25 protein-coding genes, 1 other RNA gene and 1 riboswitch are annotated in these 24,524 nt (G+C 65.4%); of the genes, 11 read left to right on the forward strand and 15 right to left on the reverse strand.

Translation table 11 applies throughout. The features are described 5' to 3' along the window. Window positions 1-5 precede the first annotated feature (5 nt). The 10 genes from aroA (at window position 6) to JYA52_RS21045 (ending at window position 8,231) form a co-directional block, all read left to right on the forward strand. Window positions 6-1,397, forward strand: a complete 1,392-nt coding sequence (gene aroA, locus JYA52_RS21000) for a 3-phosphoshikimate 1-carboxyvinyltransferase (RefSeq protein WP_205655329.1) — start codon at window positions 6-8, stop codon at window positions 1,395-1,397. After that, window positions 1,381-2,496, forward strand: coding sequence for a ribosome small subunit-dependent GTPase A (rsgA, locus tag JYA52_RS21005; RefSeq protein WP_205655330.1), 1,116 nt, complete (start codon window positions 1,381-1,383; stop codon window positions 2,494-2,496). The genes aroA and rsgA overlap by 17 nt, the downstream gene beginning before the upstream one ends. Window positions 2,497-2,562: 66 nt before the next feature. Continuing rightward, complete coding sequence (gene hisN / locus JYA52_RS21010) at window positions 2,563-3,375, forward strand: histidinol-phosphatase (protein WP_205655331.1); 813 nt, start codon at window positions 2,563-2,565, stop codon at window positions 3,373-3,375. 168 nt (window positions 3,376-3,543) lie between these two features. After that, window positions 3,544-3,657, forward strand: a riboswitch (SAM riboswitch). Window positions 3,658-3,691: 34 nt separating this feature from the next. Continuing rightward, the gene (locus JYA52_RS21015) at window positions 3,692-5,101 is read left to right on the forward strand and encodes an aminotransferase class V-fold PLP-dependent enzyme (RefSeq protein WP_205655332.1); all 1,410 of its coding nucleotides are present in this window, start codon (window positions 3,692-3,694) and stop codon (window positions 5,099-5,101) included. A gap of 96 nt (window positions 5,102-5,197) precedes the next feature. Next, window positions 5,198-5,956: a class I SAM-dependent methyltransferase gene (locus tag JYA52_RS21020; RefSeq protein WP_205655333.1), complete on the forward strand. Its 759-nt coding sequence runs from the start codon at window positions 5,198-5,200 to the stop codon at window positions 5,954-5,956. 31 nt (window positions 5,957-5,987) lie between these two features. Next, a complete protein-coding gene (locus tag JYA52_RS21025; RefSeq protein WP_205655334.1) occupies window positions 5,988-6,710 on the forward strand; it encodes a metal-dependent transcriptional regulator in 723 nt (240 codons plus the stop codon). 46 nt (window positions 6,711-6,756) lie between these two features. Then, window positions 6,757-7,206, forward strand: coding sequence for a fluoride efflux transporter FluC (locus JYA52_RS21030; RefSeq protein WP_205655335.1), 450 nt, complete (start codon window positions 6,757-6,759; stop codon window positions 7,204-7,206). Further along, on the forward strand, window positions 7,203-7,583 hold the full coding sequence (locus tag JYA52_RS21035; RefSeq protein WP_307869485.1) for a fluoride efflux transporter FluC: 381 nt from the start codon (window positions 7,203-7,205) through the stop codon (window positions 7,581-7,583). Before JYA52_RS21030 ends, JYA52_RS21035 begins: the two co-directional genes overlap by 4 nt. 36 nt (window positions 7,584-7,619) lie before the next feature. Beyond that, the gene (locus JYA52_RS21040; RefSeq protein ID WP_205655337.1) at window positions 7,620-7,982 is read left to right on the forward strand and encodes a hypothetical protein; all 363 of its coding nucleotides are present in this window, start codon (window positions 7,620-7,622) and stop codon (window positions 7,980-7,982) included. Window positions 7,983-8,093: 111 nt separating this feature from the next. Beyond that, window positions 8,094-8,231 carry a hypothetical protein gene (locus JYA52_RS21045; protein WP_205655338.1) on the forward strand — a complete coding sequence of 46 codons (138 nt, stop codon included), beginning with the start codon at window positions 8,094-8,096 and terminating at the stop codon, window positions 8,229-8,231. A 70-nt stretch (window positions 8,232-8,301) separates the two neighbouring features. Here JYA52_RS21045 and JYA52_RS21050 read toward each other — a convergent pair whose 3' ends face one another. The 15 genes from JYA52_RS21050 to galE form a co-directional block, all read right to left on the reverse strand. Next, on the reverse strand, window positions 8,302-9,285 hold the full coding sequence (locus JYA52_RS21050; protein ID WP_205655339.1) for a S1C family serine protease: 984 nt from the start codon (window positions 9,283-9,285) through the stop codon (window positions 8,302-8,304). A 192-nt stretch (window positions 9,286-9,477) separates the two neighbouring features. After that, window positions 9,478-9,846: a transfer-messenger RNA gene (gene ssrA / locus JYA52_RS21055) on the reverse strand. 79 nt (window positions 9,847-9,925) lie between these two features. Beyond that, window positions 9,926-10,396, reverse strand: a complete 471-nt coding sequence (gene smpB, locus JYA52_RS21060) for an SsrA-binding protein SmpB (RefSeq protein ID WP_104136293.1) — start codon at window positions 10,394-10,396, stop codon at window positions 9,926-9,928. Between the two features lie 112 nt (window positions 10,397-10,508). Further along, window positions 10,509-11,945: a M23 family metallopeptidase gene (locus JYA52_RS21065; protein ID WP_205655340.1), complete on the reverse strand. Its 1,437-nt coding sequence runs from the start codon at window positions 11,943-11,945 to the stop codon at window positions 10,509-10,511. Window positions 11,946-11,969: 24 nt separating this feature from the next. Continuing rightward, entirely contained in the window at window positions 11,970-12,884 is a 915-nt protein-coding gene (gene ftsX / locus JYA52_RS21070) for a permease-like cell division protein FtsX (RefSeq protein WP_205655341.1), read from the reverse strand. After that, complete coding sequence (gene ftsE / locus JYA52_RS21075; RefSeq protein ID WP_205655342.1) at window positions 12,881-13,702, reverse strand: cell division ATP-binding protein FtsE; 822 nt, start codon at window positions 13,700-13,702, stop codon at window positions 12,881-12,883. The genes ftsX and ftsE overlap by 4 nt, the downstream gene beginning before the upstream one ends. A 190-nt stretch (window positions 13,703-13,892) precedes the next feature. After that, entirely contained in the window at window positions 13,893-15,008 is a 1,116-nt protein-coding gene (gene prfB / locus JYA52_RS21080) for a peptide chain release factor 2 (protein WP_205655343.1), read from the reverse strand. 56 nt (window positions 15,009-15,064) lie between these two features. Continuing rightward, window positions 15,065-15,535, reverse strand: coding sequence for a pilus assembly protein TadG-related protein (locus JYA52_RS21085; RefSeq protein WP_307869487.1), 471 nt, complete (start codon window positions 15,533-15,535; stop codon window positions 15,065-15,067). An 8-nt stretch (window positions 15,536-15,543) separates the two neighbouring features. After that, window positions 15,544-15,933, reverse strand: a complete 390-nt coding sequence (locus JYA52_RS21090; protein WP_307869488.1) for a hypothetical protein — start codon at window positions 15,931-15,933, stop codon at window positions 15,544-15,546. Window positions 15,934-16,048: 115 nt separating this feature from the next. After that, window positions 16,049-16,441, reverse strand: a complete 393-nt coding sequence (locus JYA52_RS21095) for a TadE family protein (protein WP_205655345.1) — start codon at window positions 16,439-16,441, stop codon at window positions 16,049-16,051. A 3-nt stretch (window positions 16,442-16,444) separates the two neighbouring features. Beyond that, window positions 16,445-16,696, reverse strand: coding sequence for a hypothetical protein (locus tag JYA52_RS21100; protein ID WP_205655558.1), 252 nt, complete (start codon window positions 16,694-16,696; stop codon window positions 16,445-16,447). 96 nt (window positions 16,697-16,792) lie between these two features. Further along, window positions 16,793-17,734 carry a type II secretion system F family protein gene (locus JYA52_RS21105; RefSeq protein WP_205655346.1) on the reverse strand — a complete coding sequence of 314 codons (942 nt, stop codon included), beginning with the start codon at window positions 17,732-17,734 and terminating at the stop codon, window positions 16,793-16,795. After that, entirely contained in the window at window positions 17,731-18,585 is an 855-nt protein-coding gene (locus tag JYA52_RS21110; RefSeq protein WP_205655347.1) for a type II secretion system F family protein, read from the reverse strand. Before JYA52_RS21110 ends, JYA52_RS21105 begins: the two co-directional genes overlap by 4 nt. After that, entirely contained in the window at window positions 18,585-19,808 is a 1,224-nt protein-coding gene (locus JYA52_RS21115; protein ID WP_205655348.1) for a TadA family conjugal transfer-associated ATPase, read from the reverse strand. Before JYA52_RS21115 ends, JYA52_RS21110 begins: the two co-directional genes overlap by 1 nt. A 130-nt stretch (window positions 19,809-19,938) precedes the next feature. Further along, complete coding sequence (galE, locus tag JYA52_RS21120) at window positions 19,939-20,958, reverse strand: UDP-glucose 4-epimerase GalE (protein ID WP_205655349.1); 1,020 nt, start codon at window positions 20,956-20,958, stop codon at window positions 19,939-19,941. 235 nt (window positions 20,959-21,193) lie between these two features. Between galE and JYA52_RS21125 the strand changes: the two genes are divergently transcribed. After that, complete coding sequence (locus tag JYA52_RS21125; protein ID WP_205655350.1) at window positions 21,194-24,523, forward strand: GH25 family lysozyme; 3,330 nt, start codon at window positions 21,194-21,196, stop codon at window positions 24,521-24,523. Window position 24,524: the final 1 nt, after the last annotated feature.

Raw genomic sequence — 24,524 nt, forward strand, 5'->3', positions numbered from 1 at the left:
CAGGAATGACAGGATCCATCACGGACGCGACCGCTGGCCACATCGGCGATGCCGGGCACTGGCCCGCGCCCTATGCGGAGCGGCCCATCGACGCCACCGTGCGCGTCCCCGGTTCGAAGTCACTGACCAACAGGTATCTCGTGCTCGCAGCCCTGGCGGACGGTCCGTCCCGTCTGCGGGCGCCGCTGCACTCGCGGGACTCAGCCCTGATGGTGGGGGCCCTGCGTCAGCTGGGCGCCGACGTCCGCGAGGTGCCGGGTGACGGCCCCTTCGGGCCGGACCTCGAAGTGACACCCATCCCGTCAGATTCCGGTGTACTGGACGCCGCCATCGACTGCGGCCTCGCAGGCACGGTCATGCGGTTCGTGCCGCCCATGGCGGCGCTCCGCAAGGGTGTATCCGTTTTCGACGGCGACCCGCACGCCCGCGAGCGCCCGATGGGCACCATCATCGATGCGCTGGTTGCGCTTGGCGTCACCGTCCGCGGCGAAGCCGGCGCAACGCCGTCGTCCCTGCCCTTCCGCGTTGAGGGGACGGGAGAGGTCAGGGGTGGCCATCTGGTGATCGACGCGAGCGCGTCGTCCCAGTTTGTCTCCGCCCTGCTGCTGGTCGGCGCACGCTTCACCGAAGGCCTGCACCTTGAACACTCGGGCGACTCCGTGCCGAGCCTGGACCACATCAACATGACAGTGGCTGTGCTGCGCGGCGTCGGCGTGGAGGTGGACGACTCTACCCCGAACCACTGGATTGTCAGCCCGGGACCTATCCGTGCCTTTGACGAACGCATCGAACAGGATCTGTCCAACGCCGGGCCCTTCCTCGCGGCGGCTCTGGCTTCCGGCGGCACCGTTCGCATTCCGGACTGGCCGGAACACACCACCCAGGTCGGCGACCTGTGGCGGAGCATCCTCACGGACATGGGTGCCGACGTCACGCTGGACGCCGGAACCCTGACCGTCACAGGCGGCGACGCGATCCGCGGCGCGGACTTCGCTGACACCAGTGAGCTCGCCCCCACCGTGGCCGCCCTCTGCGCGCTCGCCACCGGCCCGTCCCGGCTCAGCGGCATCGCGCACCTGCGGGGCCACGAGACGGACCGTCTGGCGGCGCTGGTCGCGGAAATCAACGGGCTTGGCGGGGACGCCCAGGAGACCGACGACGGACTGGTCATCCGGCCCGCAAAGCTCCATGGCGGCGTGGTCCGCAGCTACGCTGACCACCGGATGGCCACCGCGGGCGCCATCCTCGGGCTGGCCGTTAGAGGCGTCGAGGTCCAGGACATCGGCACCACTGCCAAGACCATGCCGGACTTCCCGCAGCTGTGGGCAGACATGCTCGCGCAGGGCAGCGCCCCTGCCCATAGCAGCGCAGGGACCCCCGGTGGCACGCAGCACTGACTCCTGGGACGAGTCCGACGTCCGGATCCGCCCCAACAAGAAGGGGACGCGGCCCCGCACCAAGGACCGGCCCGCCTATGAGGACGCCGTCACCGGCCGCATCGTCACGGTTGACCGCGGGCGCTACACGGCCGTGGTGGGCGAGGACTCCGGCGACGAGCGCACCGTCATTGCCGCCCGCGCCCGGGAGCTCCGCCGCTCCCCTGTGGTGGCCGGCGACTTCGTGTCCCTCGTGGGCGATGTGTCCGGCGACCCCGACACATTGGCCCGGCTCGTGAAGATCCAGGGCCGGAAGACACTGCTGCGCCGCAGCGCCGACGACACTGACCCGATCGAACGTGCCGTCGTGGCCAACGCGGACCAGCTGGTGGTTGTGGTGGCCGCGGCGAACCCGGAACCCCGTACCGGGTTTATCGACCGTGCACTGGTGGCCGCGTACGACGCCGGCATCGAGCCGCTGCTGCTCGTCACCAAGGCGGACGTCAAGGACCCCTCGGACCTGCTGGACAACTACCGCCACCTCGACTTCCCCGTCATCATCAGCAGAACGGCCGACTCGGCGGCCTCCGGCATCGACGCCCGCTCCGATGACGGACTGTCCGCACGGCTCGACATAGAGGCGGTCTCGCAGCTGCGCGCCTATCTGGACGGCAAGGTCACCGTCATGCTCGGCCACTCCGGCGTCGGCAAATCCACCATGGTGAACGCGCTGACCGGCGCGGAGCGGGCAACCGGCGGCGTCAACGCCGTCACGGGACGCGGCAGGCACACGTCGTCGTCGGCCCTGGCGCTGAAACTTGCCGATGCGCCCACCGGGAGCTGGATCATCGACACCCCGGGCATCCGTTCCTTCGGGCTGGCCCATGTGGACCCGGACCGGATCCTGCATTCCTTCCCCGACCTCGAGCCCGGCACGGAGGCCTGCGAGCGGGGCTGCAAGCACGACGCGTCCGCCGTGAACTGCGGCGTGGACGCCTGGGTAGAGGCCGGCAATGCAGGACCCTCCGGCCCGGCCCGCCTTGCCTCCCTGCGCCGGCTGCTGGGCACCGATCCGCGCATGGAAGCCCAAGAAACGAAGGAACTGGGAAGCGTCAGCTGAGCCGCACGGCGCCTCCGGGGTGCGGACATCCCCGCCCCGCCGGTCCTTTGACGGTAGTTTGGAACCATGACCCAACCCGCTTCGAGCTACAACGATGACCTGCGCCTGGCCCATGTACTGGCGGATTCCGTGGATGACCAAACCATGAGCCGGTTCAAGGCGCTTGACCTTCAGATCGAGACCAAGCCCGACCTGACGCCGGTCACGGATGCCGACAAAGCCGCCGAAGAGTCCATCCGGGGCCAGTTGTCCCGGTCCCGGCCCCGCGACGCCGTTCTCGGCGAGGAGTTCGGCAGTTCCGGCCACGGCTCCCGGCGCTGGATCATCGACCCCATCGACGGAACCAAGAACTTCGTCCGCGGGGTTCCGGTCTGGGCCACGCTGATAGCCCTGGTCGACGAAGGTGAACCCGTGGTGGGCGTGGTGAGCGCACCGGCGCTCGGCAAGCGCTGGTGGGCGGCCAAGGGCGCTGGCGCCTACATGGGCCGTTCGCTGGCGGCAGCCACCCGGCTCAAAGTCTCCAACGTCTCGAAGCTTTCGGACGCATCGCTGTCCTACTCCAGCCTCGGCGGCTGGAAGGAACGGGGAAACCTGGACGAATTCCTGGCCCTCACCGAAGACGTCTGGCGCACGCGCGCCTTCGGGGATTTCTGGTCCTACTGCATGGTGGCCGAAGGCTGCGTGGACATTGCCTGCGAACCGGAGCTGAATCTCTACGACATGGCTGCGCTGGTGCCCATCGTCACGGAAGCCGGCGGCCGCTTCACCTCGCTGGAGGGAACCGACGGCCCCTTCGGCGGCAACGCCCTGGCCACCAACTCCATCCTTCATTCCGAGGTCCTCAAGCGCCTCAATCCGCAGTTGGACGATCTGCTGTAGTTCGGCCCAGCAGGCTTTCGGGAAATATTCGACGTCGGACTCCGCCCCAGGCAGGAGTCCGACGTCGTATGTTCGGCCACAGGCCCAAATATCGCGCGGCTGTAACAAACGGCTTAATAATTGCGCGCGTCTTTTTCATCAGCGAGCCGGTGTTCTAGGCTCTTTACAGGTCACGAGTGCCAGCGTGAAACCCCGGTTTGCTGGCCGGCAACCCTCCATTCGCGGTGGGGTGCCCCGGGTGACGACCAGGCCGGTCCGGAACGGACCCGGCAAGCGCGGATCCCCGTCACAAGGGGTCCTTTCACAGCGAGGTCCCATGACTACTGCAACCTTCTCCTCCAACACCGGCACCGGGCTGCTCGACGATCGGTTTGCCGCTGCCGGACGGCCGCTGGCGGCAGTGACCGGTGCTGAGATCCAGGCCCCGCTCATCCAGGGCGGCCACGTGCGCTACGCCAACCTCGACTACGGGGCATCTGCACCGGCGCTGTCCGTCGTCTCGGCCTACCTCAACGAGATCCTGCCGTTCTACGCCAGCGTGCACCGCGGCGCCGGCTACGCCTCGCAGATCAGCACCTCTGTCTACGAAAATGCCCGGAACATCGTCCGCGACTTTGTTGGCGGCCGCCCGGACGACTCCGTAATCTTCACGCGGAACACCACGGACTCACTGAACCTGCTGGCGGGCTGCCTTCCCGTGGTGGACCACAACCACACAGGGGAAGTCCTCTACCTGGATATCGAGCACCACGCCAACCTGCTGCCGTGGCAGGGCGTCCCCCACCGCAGCGTGGTGGCGTCCGGCACCCTCGAGGCCACCATCGACAGCCTCCGGGCTGAACTCGAGCACGGCGACGTCAGCCTCCTTGCCGTCACCGGCGCCTCCAACGTCACCGGCGAAATCCTTCCGATCCGCCGCCTTGCCGCGCTGGCCCACGAATTCGGCGCCCGGATCGTGGTGGACGCCGCACAGCTCGCGCCGCACCGCCGCATCGACATTGCCGCGGACGACGTCGACTACCTCGCCTTCTCGGGCCACAAGCTGTACGCGCCTTTCGGCTCCGGCGTCCTGGTAGGTCGCGCCGACTGGCTCGACGCCGGAACACCGCACCTTGCCGGCGGCGGCGCCGTCAGTGAAGCGCGGCTCGACGGCGTCAGCTGGACCACCGGCCCGGCGCGTCATGAAGGCGGCTCGCCCAACGTCCTGGGCGCAGCCACCCTCGCCCGGGCAACCCAGGTGATCGCCGCCCTGGACCAGGAGCAATGGCACCGTCACGAGGCCGCCATCCGGTCCTTCCTCGTTGAGGGCCTGCAGAAGATCGACGGCGTCACGGTCCACCAGATCTTCTCGGACACGGACCCGGACACCGACACCATCGGCGTGGTCAACTTTTCAGTGGAGGGCTACGACGCCGGTCTCGTGGCTGCCTACCTGTCTGCCGAGCACGGCGTCGGGCTGCGCGACGGCCGCTTCTGCGCCCACCCGCTCCTCAAGCGCCTGGGCCTGCCCTCGGGCTCGCTCCGCGCCAGCTTCGGCCTCGGATCGCGGCTGGAGGACGCCCAGCGGCTCCTCGCCGGCATCGAGGAGCTGCGCCGCAGCGGCCTCGGCTGGGACTACGTGGTGGATTCCGGGCGCTGGGTTCCGTCCAACGACGCCCGCGTCTACCCGAGTTGGGCACCGAACACTCCCGGCACGGCAGGCGCTGCGCCCTGCACTTTGGACTGAGCTGCAGCCTGCGCTGAGCTGCGCCGGCATGCGGTGCCCTTGGGTTTGCGGTAAATTCGAAGGGTCAATTTTCACCCTGCCCTAAGGAGACGGCGCGTGGCTCGCGGTGGCCCCAAACTCGACCACGGTCGGCGGCAGGAGCTCGGTCAAAGCTTCCAGGACGGCGGCGAGCACTACCACCGTGTACGGCCCGGCTACCCGGCTGAGTCGGCGGACTGGCTGGTTCCCGCCGGCGCCCGGACTGCGGCCGACATCGGAGCCGGCACCGGCAAGTACACCGCGCTGCTCGTGGCGCGCGGCCTGCGCGTCAGCGCTGTCGACCCTTCCCCGGACATGCTCGAGCAGCTCCGCAGCGCCTACCCCGCGGTGGAGGCGCTGGTGGGAACCGCGGAGCACACGGGGCTTCCCGGTTCGGCGTTCGACGTCGTCACCGTGGCGCAGGCATGGCACTGGTGCGACCCCCTGCGGGCCAGCATCGAAATCGCCAGGATCCTGCGGCCCGCCGGTGTGCTTGGCCTGATCTGGAACCAGCTGGACACGTCCGTGCCCTGGGTGCACAGGCTCTCGCGCATCATGCATGCCGGTGACGTCCACAAGCCACACTTCCGGCCTCCGCTGGGTCCCGAATTCGCCGGATTGGAAAGCCATCTCACGCGCTGGGAGGACCCGGTCACCACGGCTGACGTCGTCGAGCTGGCCAAGTCGCGCAGCTACTACCTCGCAGCCAACGCGGCCACCCGGGCCAAGGTCACCGCAAACCTTGACTGGTACCTCCACGAACATCTGGGGCATGCCGAAGGCGAGCTGCTGCAGCTTCCGTACCTCACCCAGACGTGGCGGGCCGTCAAGGCATGATGTCTCCCGTGCAGCGGGTAGGCTTGGACCCGTGAAGACCAGCACGCCATCCTCCTCGATCGAGGACTACGTCAAGGTCATCTACTCTTTCACGGAGTGGCAGGACAAGCCCATCACGTCGACGCAGCTGGCACAGCGCCTCGGCGTGGCGAATTCATCGGTCTCAGAGATGGTGCGCAAGCTCAAGGACCAGGGCCTGGTCCTGCACAAGCCATACAGTGCCATCACGCTGACCGCGGAGGGAGTGCGCCTCGCCCTTTCCATGGTCCGGCGGCACCGGCTCATCGAGACCTACCTCGTGCAGGACCTCGGGTACAGCTGGGATGAAGTGCACGACGAAGCTGAACTCCTCGAGCACGCGGTCTCCGATACCTTCATCGAGCGGATGGCCGCCAAGCTCGGCAACCCGACACGGGATCCCCACGGCGATCCGATCCCCGCCGCGGACGGCACCGTGCAGGTACCGCTTGCACACCGGATGAGTGAGCTCGACGAGGGTCACACGGGCCGGATCACCCGGATCAGCGACGAGAATCCCGAGCTGCTGCGATACCTCGCCTCGGAAAAGATCAACCTCGACGCCGACGTGGAAGTCAGGGGCCGCAGGCCGTTCGGCGGCGCGCTCGTGGTGCGCATCGGTCCCCCCGGGCACGGGACAATCCGCGAGGTTGACCTTGCAGATGAAGTCGCCTCCGCACTGTGGGTGCACAGCGACACGGTGCACCCGGGGTGCCGGATGGCCGGCGTCCTGTGAGCGGGCCCGGCCCGGCCGGACTCCCGGTGGCGGCGGACGCCTCCCCATGAAGATCCCGGCCGCAGCGAACCAACGCGCGGCGACGGCCACCGGCCGCCACGGCTGGAGGGTCTGGGCAGCCGTCGCTGCGGGAGGGCTGGTGGGTACCGAACTGCGCTACGGGCTCGGGGTGCTGTTTCCTGAGCAGGCCGGCGCCGTGCCGTGGACCACCCTTGCAATCAATGTCGCCGGGAGCTTCGTCCTTGGCCTGCTCACCACCCTATGGATTGCCCGGCCACGTACTGCCTTCTGGCTCCGTGCCGGCATCGGGCCGGGACTGCTCGGATCCTTCACCACGTTCTCGGCACTCGTCGCGTCGGTGGACCAGCTGGCACGTGGCGGGCTGCACACCGTATGGCTTGCCTACCTTGTGCTCTCCGTCCTGCTGGGACTTGGTGCCGCTGCGGCTGGCTGGAAGGCCGGCAAGGCTTTCGCCGGAAATGCTGGCCATCCGTGACGGCGGCACTCGCGGCACCGCTGCTGGTGGGGCTTTTCGGCACCGCCGGTGCCCTCATACGGTTTTCCGTGGACGGGTGGCTGGCGGGCCGGCCGTCGGGCCGCCGCCACTGGCCGTGGGCCACGTTGCTGGTGAATATCGCGGGATGTTTCGTCATCGGAATTTCCCTTGGCCTGAGCAGCAGGCTCGGAGGTGAATGGCATGCCGCCCTGGCCAGCGGCCTGGCTGGCGGACTGACGACCTTCAGTTCCTGGACCACTGCCACGGTCCGGCTCGTGAGCGAAGGCCGCCACGCCGCCGCAGCGCTTAACATCGGCAGTAACCTGCTGGCCGGGCTCCTGGCCGCCGCGGCCGGAATCGCGCTCAGCGGCGGGTAAGCCCGGCTGTCACGGCTTACCGTATCGTGGACTGTGATGATAAGCAGACGCGATGCGGCAATTGCCCTTGATGTACCCCTGGAAATGGCCCAGCGCCACGGCATTCCCAGCCGGATGACCGAGGCCCAGCTGGCCGATATCCTCGACAATCCCCCGCAGTGGCTGCTCCAGTCCAGGGCAAACCGGACGGGGAAGCGCCCGGTCTGGGTCCATCTTCGTTGCGATGTCTGCGGCTACACCGAGGCCGCCAGGCCCAAGAAATGGTGGCCCGAGTTCACGTACGTCAGCTGCAACCACCACAGCCCGGCCGACATCCCGGCGCCTGCTCCGGGTTGCGTCAGGAGCGAGTTCGACGGCGTCGGGAGCCGTTTCGTGGGCATCTCCGACGTAAAGGTGTGAGCCCCGGACTTCATCGGCGCCTCCCTGGAGGGGGCATTACATTCGGCGCGAAACAGGCGTAATTTTACGTACGAGGGGCTCACTCCGACCCCTCGGACGAGGGAGCGCGCCATGCCGGACAAGTCACCACATACGCATCAGCAGAAAAAAGCGGGCAAGACCATCAAACAAAAACGTGCGGACAAGAAAGCGAAGGGGCCCATCGAGGGTGCTCCGGATCCTGTTGCGCACCTGAAGAAACGGTCATAGCCGAGCATCCATGCAGCAGGAAGAACGGGACCGGATCCGGTCCCGTTCTTTTGTTCGCCCTCATGGCGGGCTAGGCGGTTTCGGCCATTTCAGCCGGCACTGCTGTTATCTCCAGCTCGTGGCCGTCACGGAGGACGACCAGGGTCATGGGTGCGCCGATGGCATCGGCAAAGAGGAGCTTCTGGAGGCTTTCGGCATTGCTCACCGGACGAGTGGACGCCCTCAGCAGCACATCCCCCACCCTGACGCCGGCCTTCTCGGCGGGGGAACCCGGGAGCACTTCGACGACCCGGAGGCCCTCGCGCTGTCCGGTGCGGACCACCGCGTTGGGGCCAAGCCTGATGGGTGTGCTGACAACGCCAAGGTAGGCGCGGCGCACCCGTCCATCTGCCAGGAGGGCGGAGATAATCCGCCGGGTCGTCTTGTTGATCGGTACGGCCAGTCCCAGCCCGGCACCGGCTACTGCGGTGTTGATTCCGACGATCCTGCTGCGGGCGTCCGCCAGGGCACCGCCCGAGCTGCCGGCGTTGAGGGCGGCATCGGTCTGGATGACGTCCTCAATGACGCGGCGGTTGCGGCCGGCCCAGACGGGAATCGCACGGCCCAGGCCGCTGACCACCCCTGCGGTCACCGAGCCTGCGAGACCGAGGGGATTGCCCACAGCGATAACCAGCTGCCCTACGCGGAGGGATTCCGCGTCCCCGAATTCCGCCGGTGCCACACGCGGCGCACGGCCGCGGACCACGGCAAGGTCGGACAGAGGATCCGCCCCCACCATCTCAAGATCGGTAGCGGAGCCGTCGGCGAAGACGGCGCGGCCCTTCTGCGTCCCGGCGACAACGTGGGCGTTTGTCAGCAGGTACCCGTCCTCGGTAAACAGCACAGCGGACCCGGCGCCCACGCGGAACCGTCCCCCGCGCCGGATTCCGGTCATTTCGATGGCCGCGACGTGTGGTGTGACGGTACTGGCCACCCGGATCACCGTTTCGGAGTAGGAGTCCAGGGCGTCGTCGCCCCTGTCAGGACCTGATGCCTCTGCTCGCGCCGTGGACATGGCGCACCTCCCTTGCCTGCGTAGCTCCCGCGAATTAGGTGCTACATGTCACAACTCCTCGGGCTCCAAGGCTAGTCCCCGGAAGGCTACGCCCTCGGTGAACAGCCTGCGTGATAAACAATTCAGAGGCCGGGCAGGTTAAACAGCTACAGCCCGGACCGAAGTCCGGGCTGTAGCTGTTCGGTACTGAAACAGTGGAGATGGGGGGAATTGAACCCCCGTCCGATGTCGTGTTGTCAGGGCTTCTCCGGGCGCAGTTTGCGTCGGATTTTCTCGGCCCCAGCCGTCCTGCAAACAGGCGGCTGATCCGGGCCCAGTCATCTAAGAGTCCCGCTTGCCCCGATGACGGGGGCAAACAGCAGTGGCTATCTAAATGACGCCAGGATCCGGGGCGATAGCAACCTCGGGCTGACGGACTGTCTTACTGCTTAGGCAGCAAGAGCGAAGTCAGTGCGCTTAGATTCGGCACTTATTGGTTTGCAGACAGCGTTTACGAGATAATTCTGCATCCTCGGCCCGCTTCACCTGTCGCGACTAACATCGTCGAAACCGATCATCCCCGTATTTTGTTACCAAACCCGGCGGGAACTGGATTCCTGCCGGACTACCTAGCATAACGCATCCGTGCCGCGGATAATTCCTAGCGGCGGTTGCGTTCCCTCATCACCCGAAGCGCCTCGCGCTTGTCCTGCTGTTCGCGGAGCGTCTGGCGCTTGTCATAGTCTTTCTTGCCGCGGGCAATGCCGATCTCCACCTTGGCGCGGCCGTCCAGGAAATACAGCTGGAGCGGCACAATTGTGAAGCCCGATTCCCTGATCTTGTGGGAGATCTTGATGAGCTCCTCGCGGTGCAGCAGCAGTTTACGGCGGCGCCGGGCGGCGTGGTTGGTCCAGCTCCCCTGGTTGTACTCAGGGATGTGGATGCCCTCCATCCACAGCTCGTCATTGTAGAAGGTGCAGAAACCATCGACCATGGACGCATGGCCCTCCCGGAGGGACTTCACCTCGGTACCCATCAAGGCTATGCCTGCCTCGTAGGTATCCAGGACATGGTAGTCATGCCGGGCCTTCCGGTTGGTGGCCACTACCTTACGGCCACTTTCTTTCGGCACGGTAGAACTCCTCAGGTCTTGAAATTTGGCTGCCCCGGGTGCCCCGGAGGAAAGTCATTCCAGTCTACGGCAGTGGACCAGGCCGGGGTCGCAGGTGCCTCGGACACACCCGTCAGAGCAGGCGCATGGGGTCCACCGCTTCACCGTTCAGCCACGTCTCGAAGTGCGAGTGGCAGCCGGTGGAGTTGCCGGTGGTGCCCGAGTATGCGATCAGCTGCCCCTGGCTGACCTGCTGCCCCACCGACACCACGACGCTTGAGTTGTGGTAGTAGATGGTGGTGAGCGAGTTGCCCTGCACCACGCCGTGGGAGATCTTCACATTGTTCCCGCCGCCGTCGTCAGCCCATCCTGCGGAGAACACGGTGCCCGCTGCCGGCGCATAAACCGGTGTGCCGCAGCCTGCTCCGAAGTCGATGCCGGTGTGCATGTAGCCGCCGGAGCCGTAGAAATCCACGGTGCCGGGCGGAGTTGCCCGCCAGCCGAACCCTGACGTGATCGGGACACCGTCCGAGAACGGGTGGCGCAGGCCAAAGGCCGACGGCGGACCTGCCACAGGCGGCACATAAGGCTGGATAATCCGGGCGCGGGCAGCGGCTTCGGCATCACCGCGGGCGCGGGCTTCGGCCTCGGCGCGGGCCCGGGCAGCAGCGGCGGCAGCTTCGGCTATCCGGCGCTGCTCAGCCAGCCAGGCTTCGCGCAGCTTCCGGTCCCGTTCGACAATTTCGGCGGCGACAGCCTGCTGCCGGGCCTGGACGGTTGCCAGCTTCTTCTGGATTCCGGGCTTGGCCGCTTCAAGTTCTTTGTTAAGGCGCGCCGTGTCCGCGATGAGCTTATCCACCTTGGCCTTCTTGGCGGCTGCTTCGTCACGGGCAACCTTTTCCTTTGCCAGCGCGGCATCGGCTTTGGCCTTAAGGTCCTTGATCTCGGCTTCGACGGCTTCCAGGCGGGCCTGGGAATTCACGTTGGTGGCGTTCTGCTGTGACAGCTTGTCCATGGCCGAGTTCTGGCTCCGCATGGCCTGGTCCGCCATGTCGATCGTGTCGGTGAGGCTGCCGGTGTTGTTGGAGCCGAAGAAAAGGGTCAGGTTCGAAGGCACGCCGCCTGATTTGTAGGCCTGCGTGGCGATCTGGCCGATCAACTTCTTGGTGCTGGCGATCTTCTGCTTGTCCGCATCGAGCTGCTGGGTGATCTTCGCCTTATTCTGCTGGGCTAGATCGACGCGGGCGGCCAGGGCCTCGACTTCCTTCACCGCGCTCGCCACCCGGCCCTGGGCCTCAAGCAGTGCCTGCTGGGCGCCCGGGAGCTGGCCACGGAACATCACGAGATCGGCGGCGGCCTTGGAGATTTTGGCATCCACGAATTCGAGGGACTGCTGGACACGGGAGGCTTCAGCCTTGAGCGCGGCCTGCTGGTCTTCCAGGTCACCGGCGAAAGCCGGGGCTGAGGCTCCCAGCCCGGCTGCCAGCACCACCGCGAGGGCGGCGCTGATGATCCTGTGCTGGCGCCCCGCCGGAACGCTCGGCAGGAACCGGCCGGGCTTCGCGATCATGGGGATTCCTTCTGTATTCATGGACTACACCCTCAAGTATCGGCGGAGAGTCAACAGAGATGAAGTGCCCGCCAGAACAACGCCCAGTCCAACGAGGGCTGGAGCGATCAACAGCGTCTGGGCCGGGGAAATGAACGCCGTGTCAGGGTACTGCTTTGACATGTATTCGCCAAGGAAGAAATGGGCCACCGCCCAAAGCGTGCCCGACGCCAAGGCTGCTCCAATGACCGCGGCGATCACGCCCTCCAGGATGAACGGCAGCTGGATGACTGTCTTGGATGCGCCCACGAGCCTCATGATGCCCGTCTCGCGACGCCGGCTGAACGCCGACAGCCTGATGGTGGTGGCAATGAGCAGGATGGCGCAAACCGTCATGACACCCGCGATGATCACCGCGACGAGGGAGGCTGCGTTCATGACGGAAAACAGCCGCTCCAGGACCTGACGCTGATCGATCACCGTCTCCACACCCGGCTGGGAGGAAAAAGTCTCACTGATGATCTGGTATTTTTCCGGATCCTTCATGTTGATCCGGAAGGATGCGGGAAGCTGGTCCGGGGTGACGGAATCGACGATCGGAGAGTTCGAGAACTGTTCCTTGAAGTGCTTGTAGGCATCTTCCTTGGACTCAAACTGGAAGTCGTTGATGTACTGGGACACGGCCGGTGATTCCAGAAGCGTCCGCAAATTGTCCTGCTGCTCGGGTGTCGCTGTACCGGAAGCGCAACCGGCCGCCGTCGACCCTTCACCGCAGAGGAAGATGGCCACCTGGACTTTGTCGTACCAGTAGCCCTTCATCTGGTTGATCTGCAGCTGGAGCATGCCTGCAGCACCGACGAACGTCAGCGAGACGAACGTGACCAGGATGACCGAAACCACCATGGACAGGTTCCGCCGCAGTCCGCTGCCGATTTCTCCGAGGATGAACTGGAGCCTCACAGCCGGCTCTCCCCTGAACGCGCGGCGGCGTCACTGTCGGGCGACTGGCCGGGCATCGGTCCCGCCGGCGTCACGCCGGCATCGTCGCGTCCGCTGGCGTCCTTGAGCCTGCGGGACTGGCCGACAACGGGAATCATGGACGTATAGAGGGCACGGGCCTCGTCGCGGATGACGACGCCGTTCTTGAGTTCCACAACTCGCTTGCGCATCTCGTTGACTATGTCGTCGTCGTGCGTGGCCATCACCACGGTGGTGCCGTTCTGGTTAATCTTGTCGAGGACACCCATGATGCCCATGGACGTTGTGGGATCCAGGTTGCCGGTGGGCTCGTCAGCCAGCAGGATGCCGGGCCGGTTGACCACGGCGCGGGCGATCGCAACGCGCTGCTGCTCGCCGCCGGAAAGCTCATGCGGCATGCGCTTCTCTTTGCCCTCCAGGCCGACCGTCTTGAGGACCTCGGGGACGGTGTCCCGGATGACGCTGCGGCTCTTGCCGATGACCTGCATGGCAAAGGCGACGTTCGCGAACACATTCTTCTGCGGAAGCAGGCGGAAGTCCTGGAACACGACCCCGATTCCGCGGCGCAGCCTCGGCACCCGCCAACTCGAGATGTTGGCGACGTTCTGGCCCGCGACGTAGACGGCGCCGGACGTGGCGCGGTCTTCCTTGAGCACCAGGCGCAGGAAGGTCGACTTGCCGGATCCGGATGCGCCGACGAGGAAGGCGAATTCACCACGGTCAATTTCAAGGGTGACAGAGTCCAGCGCGGGCCGGGTTGTCTGGTCGTAGACCTTGGTGACATTTTCGAAACGGATCATGATCCTATGAACCCTGCAGGGCCTTGTTAGCCTGGTCTGCAACCGGTGCGGGGGCTTTCGCTTGGGGAAGTAGAGCTCCGGCCCCTCGACTATACCTACGGGGAACGGCGCTCCCGGGGGAGTCAGGAGGGCGTGTCGCCCGATTGCGGGCGAATGTCTGCTGACACGTCGGCAGGCCGTCCAACGGAGCCTACTTTTCGGCGTTACGGTTGTCTGTGCGCCATCGGATTCCAGCTTCGATGAAGTCGTCGATGGCGCCGTCGAACACGGCCGAGGTGTTGCCGACTTCGTGCTCGGTCCGTAAGTCCTTCACCATTTGGTACGGGTTCAGGACGTAGGAGCGCATCTGGTCGCCCCAGGATGCCTTGACGTCGCCGGCGAACGCCTTCTTCTCGGCGTCCTCCTGCTCCTTCTTAAGCAGCAGCAGCCTGGACTGGAGCACGCGCAGTGCGGCGGCACGGTTCTGCAGCTGGGACTTCTCGTTCTGCATGGACACGACGGTGCCCGTGGGGATGTGGGTCAGCCGGACCGCGGAGTCCGTGGTGTTGACCGACTGCCCGCCCGGGCCCGAGGACCTGAAGACGTCCACGCGGATCTCGTTGTCCGGGATCTCGATGGAGTCGGTCTGCTCAATGAGCGGGATGACCTCCACCGCGGCGAAGGACGTCTGCCGGCGGCCCTGGTTGTCGAAGGGGCTGATCCGGACTAGCCGGTGTGTGCCTGCTTCAACGCTCAGCGTGCCGAAGGCGTACGGCGCATTGACTTCGAAGGTCGCGGACTTGAGCCCAGCCTCCTCCGCATAGGACGTATCCATGACGGTGGTGGGATAGCCGTGGCGTTCGGCCCAGCGCAGGTACATCCGGAGCAGCATTTCCGCGAAATCTGCGGCATCGACGCCGCCGGCCCCCGCACGGATGGTCACCACGGCCTCGCGCTCGTCGTATTCACCGGACAGCAGCGTGACGACTTCCAGCTCCTCCAGGGATTTGCGGATCGATTCGAGTTCCGCCGCGGCCTCACCCATGGAGTCGGCGTCGTCCTCGTCCTGGCCCAGTTCCACCAGGACCTCGAGGTCGTCGATGCGGGAGACCAGCTTGGTCAAACGCTCGAGTTCGGACTGGCGGTGGGAAAGGCGCGAGGTGATGATCTGCGCGGCCGCGGGGTCGTCCCAAAGATTCGGTTCGCCGGCACGCTCGCTCAGTTCTGCGATGTCTTCCTTCAGCGCCTCGACATTGGTGACGTTCTCAATGGAGGTGTAGGTGGCGCGCAAGGCGCGGATCTCTGCAGAAAAATCAATTTGAGCCATGGTTGTTTAAGCCTACGCTATCCACCTCCTCCGGCCGGACCGTGAGCGCGTACGCTTCAGCGCGTGAGCCTGGACCGGGCAGTGGATGACGCTTCTATCCTTATGCCGTCCGGCACCAGGAAGTTCACCACCGGAGGATGGACTGCCGCGCTGAGAACCACGACGGCGGTGGAGCCGTCGGGCGTGCCCGTTGCCGGAGCGACGGTCAGCGCGGAGTGGCGCCCAAACGCGCCGTTCCGGTTGAGGTAGTCGCTGGCCGCGCTTCTGACGCGCTCACCGCTCAGTGCGGCGCTGGGAGTGCCGCCGGCCGTTTCCACCTGGCCCAGGGTGAAGCTGCCCGCGGCAGCAACGGACGCTCCGTCGGCCAGGGACAGGAGCTTCTTATGTTCGATGTACAGGCTGGAGGCGGCCATCACCACGGTGCTGACCAGTAGCGCCAGCATGACAAAGCCGATGACGAGCACGGTTATCTGCCCGTCTTCGGCGGGCGCGCTCCCGGGCGGGCCGGCGGATGGCGGGCGGGGCACGCGATGGATCAACGGAACCTGCCCACGATCTGGGTTGCCGTGGCGTTCAGTTGGCCGGCACTGAGGTGCAACGCGTCGCTGAAGGGGACAAAGGGCAGCGGCACACTGAGGTGCACCGTCACGGTGACCGCAGACCCTGCGGCCATGCAGTCGCTACGGTCACACGTCACTTCAACCCGGGCGTTTTCGGCAGGATGGCCGTAGTCGGCTATGGCCATCACGGCCGCTTGCTCTGCTGCTGCCCTGCCGGACGACTCGTCGGGCTGGGCCACGAATATCTTCGCCGCCTGGTCTGCCGCTCCAACCACGGCAAACGAACCTCCCTGTATCTGGCCGACAGTAATGATGAAGTACACCACGGGCACCATGAGCAGCAGCCCCAGGAAAGTGAACTCCACGACTGCGCTCCCCCGCTCGCCCGGGTCTTCGCCCGGATATCCAGGGTCGACGCCCGGTGCTTCGCCGGGTCGGCCGGCCCTTGGCTGTCCTGCAGGACACGGCGAGTGCCGGAGTTCAGTTGTTGATCGCTGCATGTCCACTTACTTCCAACAAACCCCGCGGGCCGATCAAACCGATTACCGGCATCGGCGCCCTGACGGTCACCTCCAGCGCGCGCAGCCCTTGAAAAGTGACCTCGCGTGTCTGAATGTCCTGCGCGAAGTCAGCGTTGAGCGCGGTGTGGATGAGCTCACCCGTGCGTTGCCGCGCGTCGCTGACGCTGCGGTCGGCCAAGGTCCCATACCGAGCGCCCGAGGCCGCGGCATCGATCAGCGTGTTCCGGACGTGCAGCACGAGCGCCAGCTGGATGATGGCGAGAAAGAACATCGTGAGCAGCCCACCCACCAGGACGAAGTCGACGACCGCGGAACCTCTCTCGCGCTCGGAACGGCCAGCGACCGGCATCATCGCCTATTTTCCGACCGTGTCCATTGCCTGGTTGAACATGGCTTCCAGCGCCGGTCCGGCGAGGGCGAGCAGCGCCGCCACCAGCACCGCCGACATGAGGGTGATCATGACCCAGCCCGGAACATCTCCCCGCTCACCGTGATCACGGCCGAGGGTGTCGCCGCGGCGGTGCTGCCCGATCGAGGCCGCAGCTCGCCCGATGCCCAACCCGAGCGCGCGCACTAGTGCAATTCCATGCCTGGCCATGAGTGTCATTTGGTTTCCGTTTCCTTGAGATGGTGAGTACTGGCTAAGGACGATGCGGATTTCCGCAGGCGGTCAGGGGCAGGGATCTGGTGGCCACCGCGAACTTCACAGATTCAGGCTCAGCGCGGCCAGGCCAGGGAACACGGCAAATACCACGGTGAGGGGCAACACCCCGAAGACAAGCGGCACCATCATCGCGATTTCTTTCTTTCCGGCGGACTCCATCAGATCGCGTTTTGCGGTGTCCCGGACATCCTGGGCCTGGGCCCTCAGTACGTCGGCCAAGGGCGTGCCCCTCTCCACTGCGACGATGATTCCGTCCACGAAACGGATGAGCGGCCCGAGGTCGGTCCGGGAAGAGAACTCCTGCAGGGCCTCCACGAGGGGCTTTCCCGCACGCGTTTCAGCGAGCACCTTTTCAAACTCCTTGGCGAGCTCCCCGCGGGCACTCCTGCAAACCCGGTCCAATGCACCGGTGGCGCTCTCCCCTGCGCCCACCGCCAGCGCCATCAGCTCAGCAAGGCTCGGAAACTCGGCCATCATTCTGCCCTCCCGTTTCCTGATCTGCACTCCCAGCCAGTAATCGCGGAAGAGGAATCCGCCGACAGCGCTTCCGGCCGCTACTACGACAGCCAGCACCGGGCTGAACCGCCCCGCCATGGCACCCAGGGCTATCAACCCGACGGTGGCCAAGAAGCCGCCCACGGCCCAGAGAAGCTGTTCAGCGCGGAAATGCACCGGCAGTTTGCTGATTCCTGCCTGCGCCAGCCTGCGTGCCAGGACCGAGGATCCCAGGTTGAACCTGCCCAGCTTCGCCAGCCCGTCCCTGATCAGGGGACGGACGATACGCTCGAGCGGGCCGAAGGGCGTGAGATTGTGGTCAGCTGCCATAAGCAGCCGGGATTCCACATTCTGGGCCTTGAGCTGCGGCTCTATCCGCTCCACAAAGGAGACGGGCCGCATGAACGGAAGGCGGACGAGAAGTAGCCACAGTCCCGCGCCGAGGAGTATGCCGCACGCGATCGCTGCTGCCGGGACGGTCGTCATCGCAGGACCCTCTCCTCTTCAGGAAGCGCACCGATCCGCAGCATGATCGAGTAGCACACCATGGAAACCACCAGCCCTCCGACCAAGACCCCGGCACCCATCGGCGTGTTGTAGGCGGCCACTGCCTCCGGACGGCTCACCAGTAAGACCATGACGATCCAGGGGGCCGCGACGGCGAGCCGGGCCGCGTTCACCGTCCAGGACTGCCTGGCTTCGAGTTCGCTTCGGGTCCTGGCACTTTCGCGGAGGAATTCGGCAAGCGTCCCCAGGAGCCTGCCGAGGTCGGAACCGCCCACTTCCCTCGTGAGCCTCAGCGCTTCGATGATGCGGTCGGCCACCGGATCAGCAAGACGTTCCTTGAGTTTGTTCAGTGAAGCATCGAACTGGCCACCCGCCCTGTAGTCGGAGCCGAAGTCACGAAACACGTGACGAAGTTCCTCCGGCCCCTTCTCACCCAGCTGGATGAGGGCTTCGGGCAGCGAGAGACCTGCCCGGATGGCAGATCTGAGGTGGTCCACGACATCCGGCCAGAGCCGACGCAAAACGGCAGTCCGCCGTCGGGCACGCCATCTGACTGCCACGACGGGAAGCCAGGCTCCGAACAGCCCGAAACACAATGAAACCGGCCATGACTTGCTGACGGCGAAGAAGACCAACGTCACGAAAAGGCCAAGCCCCAGGCAACTGCCGATGAGACCGGCGCCTGTAACCTTTTCAACGCCGGCCGCGAGCAGCAGGTCATGGAGGCGGCTGCTCCTCGGCTCACGCCTGACGGTTTCCGGCTGCGCCCAGGCCGACCACCAGACGAGGAAGAGTCCTGCTCCCACCAGCACGCCAAGTAGCGGGGCCATCACCGTGACTCCAGTAATGCCGCAACGTCGTAACCCGCTCTCGCGAACTTCTCAGGCGCAGGCATCGAGCTGGCACTTGGCTGCAGCTGTCCATCGACCAGGGAAAAGACCATCGACGACTCTATGACGCCGTTCTCGACCCTCCTTCCCAGGGACAGGATCTCGGTCACCCGTCTGCGACCGTTCACCTGCCGGCTGCAGTGGACCACGAGGTCGATGCAGGAGGCAACGGTGGGGACAACGAAGGCACTTGAAATGTTTTCTCCGGCCAGCAACGGAAGGGTGCAGATCTTCGTCACGGCATCATGGGCCGAATTCGCATGGACGGTGCACATTCCGGGAAGCCCTGAATTCAAGGCGATCAGCATGTCGAGGCTTTCCGCTTCCCGTACCTCGCCGACCACCAGGCGGTCCGGGCGCATCCGCAGCGCCTCCTTGACCAGCCGGCGCAGCGGGATCTCCCCCTCGCCTTCGAGATTTGGCTGGCGGCACTGAAGTCCCACCACGTCACGCAGCGGAAACTGCAGCTCAAAGATTTCCTCAACGGTGATAACCCGCTCGCGGCTGCCGATGCTGGCGGCCAGGCAGTTCAGCATGGTGGTCTTGCCCGCCTGGGTGGCGCCCGATACCAGGATATTCAGTCCGCTGGCCACCGCCGCACCGAGAAACCGCGCAGACTGCGGTGTCAGGGTTCCAAGGTCGACGAGGTGCTCGAGACGGCTCGCCTTGACGACGAACTTGCGGATATTTATGGCCCAGTGCCGCTTCGTCACGTCGGGAATGACCACATGCAGCCGGGAACCGTCCGGCAGTGCCGCGTCCACAAACGGCGAAGACATGTCGAGGCGCCGTCCCGAGCTTTTGAGCATCCGCTCTACGAGATCGCGCACCTGTTGGTCAGTAAGGTTGAGCGACGTGAGCTCGGATTCGCCGTTCCGGGCCACGTAGACCTCGTTGGGCGCGTTGATCCAGACTTCCTCGATGGCCGGATCGTCGAGCAGCGGCTGCAGGACGCCGAAACCCGCCACGGCGTCAAAGACGAACCTCCGTGCGGTGTCAGCGGAACCAAGCGGAGGCAGCGGACCCATCAGGGCGCGTTCGTCATAATCGCTGACAGCCGCGTCAACGAGCCGCCTGACCTCCCCTGCCTGCCGGAGGGGGTCCAGCCCCCGCCGACGGATGAGCTCCCGAACTTCGTCCTCGACTATCCGCACAGCATCCATGACGCCCCCCGTACGCCTGCCACCCCCAGCGGAGGCAGTGCAACTGGGTTAAAGCTAAGGGATGCGGATCACCAGGCATAGTCAAACGTGCCAAGTTGTGGATAAGTGGGGGAATGCCCTGGCTGCGGGGCTACGCTTCCCCGTCGTAGCCGTAAGGGTTGGAGCTTTGCCACCGCCAGTGGTCCGCACACATCTGCGCGAGGTCCCGGTGTGCGGACCAGCCCAGATCGGCCAGCGCAGCCGAGGCATCCGCGTAGCTGACGGCTGCGTCGCCTGGCCGCCGCGGCGCGAACTCGTACGGGATCGGGTGTCCGGCTGCCGTGCCGAAGGCTTCAATCACTTCAAGCACGGACGAGCCCCGCCCGGTGCCGAGGTTCCAGCGGAAGGAACCGGTCTTGGTTTCCAGGTAGCGGAGCGCCGCGAGGTGGCCTGCCGCGAGGTCCATGACGTGGATATAGTCCCGGACTCCCGTGCCATCCGGCGTGGGGTAGTCGTTGCCGAACACCCGCACCTTCTCCCGCCGGCCCACAGCCACCTGCGCCACGAACGGCAACAGGTTGTTGGGGATGCCGCGCGGGTCCTCCCCGATGCGTCCGGACTCGTGCGCGCCGACCGGGTTGAAGTAGCGGAGCAACGCGATACTCCAGCGCGGATCGGCGTCGCTCAGGTCAGAGAGGATGTCCTCGATCTGTTCCTTGGTGCGGCCATAGGGATTCGTGGCGTCCAGGGGCGATTTTTCAATCAGCGGGACGTGCTCGGAAGCGCCGTACACCGTGGCGGACGAACTGAACACCAGCCGGCGCACATCTGCCTTCTCCATGCTCTCCAGCAGGTTGAGCGTGCCGACGACGTTGTTCCTGTAGTACCACAACGGCTTCTCGACCGACTCCCCCACCGCCTTCAGCCCCGCGAAGTGGATGACGGCGTCGAAGCCGCCTTCCGCGAACACCTCATCGACGGCGGCAGCGTCCAACAGGTCGCCCTCGCGGAATGCCACTTTCCTGCCCGTAAGCTCTTCAACGCGATGCACGGCCTCGACGCTGGAGTTCATGAGGTTGTCCAGCACCACCACCTCGTGTCCGTCCTCGAGCAGACAAAGCACAGTGTGCGATCCGATGTACCCGGCCCCGCCGGTGACCAAAACCTTCATGGCCCCCAGTCTAGGACAGCCAGCCGCTACCGCTGGTCCATGACGGCCCCATCGTCCTCAGGACTCCCAATGCCACCAAGGTCCTCAGATGCCACAAGAGTCCCAGTCGTCACTTCATTACCACAAATGCTACGATATTTCCGAACATCGCTGCAGGTGTGAAGAGGGCTCAGCTCGGGGAAGTCCAGCATCTGGGGCCACTTCGGCCCGCAGTTTAAAGCTGGGGGTTAGAACAATGAACCGTTCCTCGACATGCACGCAGTCCGCAGCGCTGGCGGGAGCCAGACGCCTGGGTCGGCTGGGCATCTCCGCGCTATTGTGCGCAATGCTTTGCATCGGCGGTGTCCTTCCTGCCCACGCCGCCCCGTCGCCGGACGAACCCTTGAGCGGCAGTGCCACAGCTCCTGCCCCGGCAGCAGATGGAACTGCCGAATCGGATGGAACCGCGGCGCCGGCGGAAGAATCCGCGGCCCCGGCAGTCGACATGGAAGCACTCCGGGCGGAAATCGGTCGAGACGGCGCCTACATGGGCCAGGGCGCCAAGACCCGTGCTGCCATCCTCGAGAAGCGGTACGGGACGCGGTCCGCGGACACGCCGTCCATGGAAGCAGCCAACACGTGGATGGCGCCGGGCATTCAGGGCCTGGACGTCAGCAGCCACCAGTCCACAGTTAACTGGCCTGCCCAATACAACATGGGCGCCAGGTTCGCGTACGTCAAGGCGACCGAGGGAACTACCTACCGGAATCCGGTGTTCGGATCCCAGTATGCGGGTGCGTCGAGCGCGAATCTTATCCGCGGCGCTTACCACTTCGCCCTCCCCAATGTTTCCAGCGCAGTGGAGCAGGCGAACTATTTCGTGAACAACGGCGGCGGCTGGACCGGGGATGGAAAAACCATGCCGCCCCTCCTCGACATCGAATACAACCCGTACGCTTCCCTCGGAAACTCCTGCTACAACATGAGCCAAACGGCGATGGTCAACTGGATCAAGGCCTTCTCCAGTCAGGTTCTGGCCAGGACCGGGCGCCTTCCGATGATCTACACCACCACGGACTGGTGGAAGACGTGCACCGGAAACTCGTCCGCGTTCTCCCGGCAGCCGCTGCATCTTGCCGCGTACTCGCAGTACGTTGGCAGCATGCCCAGCGGCTGGGCCACATACAGCGTGTGGCAATACAGCGCTACCGGTCCGTTTGCCGGCGATTCCAATGCCTGGAACGGCACGCTGGCCACCCTGCAGAAATTCGCGGCAACCGCAGACGGCGCGATACCGGCTCCCTCCATCACATCCCTCGGGGACGTTGTCGCAGTGGACAGTGCCGGAGTTCTATGGGACTACCCGGCCACCGGAAACGGTGCTCTCAAGCCAAGGAAGCAGATCGGCAAGGGCTGGACCGGGATCCGGTCGGTCAACGCGATCGACTGGAACGCCGACGGCGTCCTTGATCTCGTTGCCCAATGGACGTCCGGCCGCGTCAACGTCTACCTCGGCGTGGCGGCCGGCGGATTTGCCACCGGCCCCGTTCTTGCGGCATCCGGCTGGAGCAAGTACCAACTGACCATCGGCTATTGGCTGAGAGGCAGCTACTTCCCGCACATCATCACCCGCGACGACTCAGGCGTGCTGAGGCTCTGGCGCAACAGCTCAGGGGCGGGACTCGGCACGGCCACCACGATCGGCAACGGTTGGAGCAAGATCAACCTGACAATGATCGATTTTGACGGCGACGGGAATCAGGACATCCTGGGCCAAGATCCGGCCGGAGCGCTGCGCCTGTACCGTTCCGGGGGAAATGGCGCCTTCCTGGCAGAGCCTCGAAAGTCACTGGGCGGCGGCTGGCACAAAATGACGAGCGTCACCGTCACCACCAATTTCAAGAGCTCCGGCACCAATGGCCTCATGGCGAGGAGCTCCGCCGGACAGCTTGTTTACTACCCCGTGCCGGGCAACTCGGCCTGGGGAACGCCGACGTCCATCGGCACAGGGTGGAACGGCTACCTCATTGCCGGTGGCGAGAACATCAACCTCGAGGTTGCCGCTCCGCCTGCCCAGCCGACACCATCGATCCAGGCCTCCACCGACGTCGTCACCGTGGACTCGGCGGGTGACCTCTACCGCCATGCGACCGGCACCGGCACCGTCGGCGCGGGAACCAAGATCGGTGCAGGGTATACGGGTCTGTCCTCCACGCACGTGATCGACTGGAATTCAGACGGGCTCTACGATTTGGCGACAGTCAGCACCGGCGGAGCCCTGAGTATCCATTTCGCGCTGCCAGGCGGCGGCTTCGCTGCCCCGGTCCAGGTGCTCTCCGGGCTGTCGGACGCCGTAGTGACGATAGGGCCCTGGCAGCGGGCAGCAAACTACCCGGGGGTCATGGTCCGCGGGGAAAATGGCACACTCCAGTACTATCCGAACGATGCCGGCCGGATGCTCGGCCAGCCAAGCGTTGCCGGCTCGGGCTTCGTCCGCGTGCACGTCGTGATGACAGATGCGGACGGGGACGGCAACCAGGACATCCTTGCCGTGGACCACGCGGGGCAGATGCGGATCTACCGCTCCAACGGCACAGGATCCTTCATCGACGAGCCCCGGACGATCATAGGCTCAGGCTGGAACACCATGAGCAGCATCAGCCCGGCACGGGCCTTTGCCTCGGCTACATCCAATGGCCTGCTCGCCCGGGACCGATCAGGCGAGCTGTCGTACTACCCACTTATTGCAGCCAGGTTCGGAACGCGGAGTCCCCAGGCAGGAAACTGGAATGATCGCCTGCTATCCGGAAGCGCCAACCTCGTGGCCAGGCCCTCGCTTGACGGCACCGCCGACATCCTCACGATAGATGCTCAAGGAAAGCTCTGGAACAATCCGGCACGCAGCGGCGGGTCGGCGACAAGCGCCTATCTCATCGGCGCCGGATGGTCCGGCATCAAGTCCCTGCACGTTGTCGACTGGAACTCAGACGGCGTCGCCGATGTGCTTGCGCAGCGCACTGCGGGTTCTCTGGCTGTTTACCTGGGCTGGGCCTCCGGAGGCTTCGCCGGGGCTCAGACACTCGCCGCCAGCGGATTTGACCGGACCACCATCGTTGCCGGCCCCTGGCTGAAATCCGGCAGCTATCCAGGGCTGGTGGGCTATGGAGCTGACGGGGTCCTGCACTACTGGGCCAACACATCCGGCACCGTCCTCGGAGCCCCCGTGAGGATCGGCCGTGGGTGGAACTCATTGACGCTGGCCATGATTGACTTCGATGCCGACGGCAACCAGGATTTGCTGGCCGTCGACCCGTCTGGAGCAATGCGCCTCTACCGCTCCAACGGGCAGCAGGCTTTCATTGCGGAACCCAGGAAAGTCGTCGGGGCCGGATGGCAGTCGTTCCGGCAATACTCAGGAACAACGGGGATCGGCGGCAGCGGAACCACAGGACTGGTTGCGGTCCAACCTTCAGGACTCACCTACTACTATCCCGTGTTGCCCGGCGGCACGTGGGGAGCCCGCACACAGTCAGCGGTACTCGGCTCAGCCACCACCGTGTCGATGACAACGCCCTCCAAACGGTAGC

It is taken from the genome of Arthrobacter pascens (genome assembly GCF_017052465.1).
In the GTDB taxonomy this organism is placed as follows: domain Bacteria; phylum Actinomycetota; class Actinomycetes; order Actinomycetales; family Micrococcaceae; genus Arthrobacter; species Arthrobacter pascens.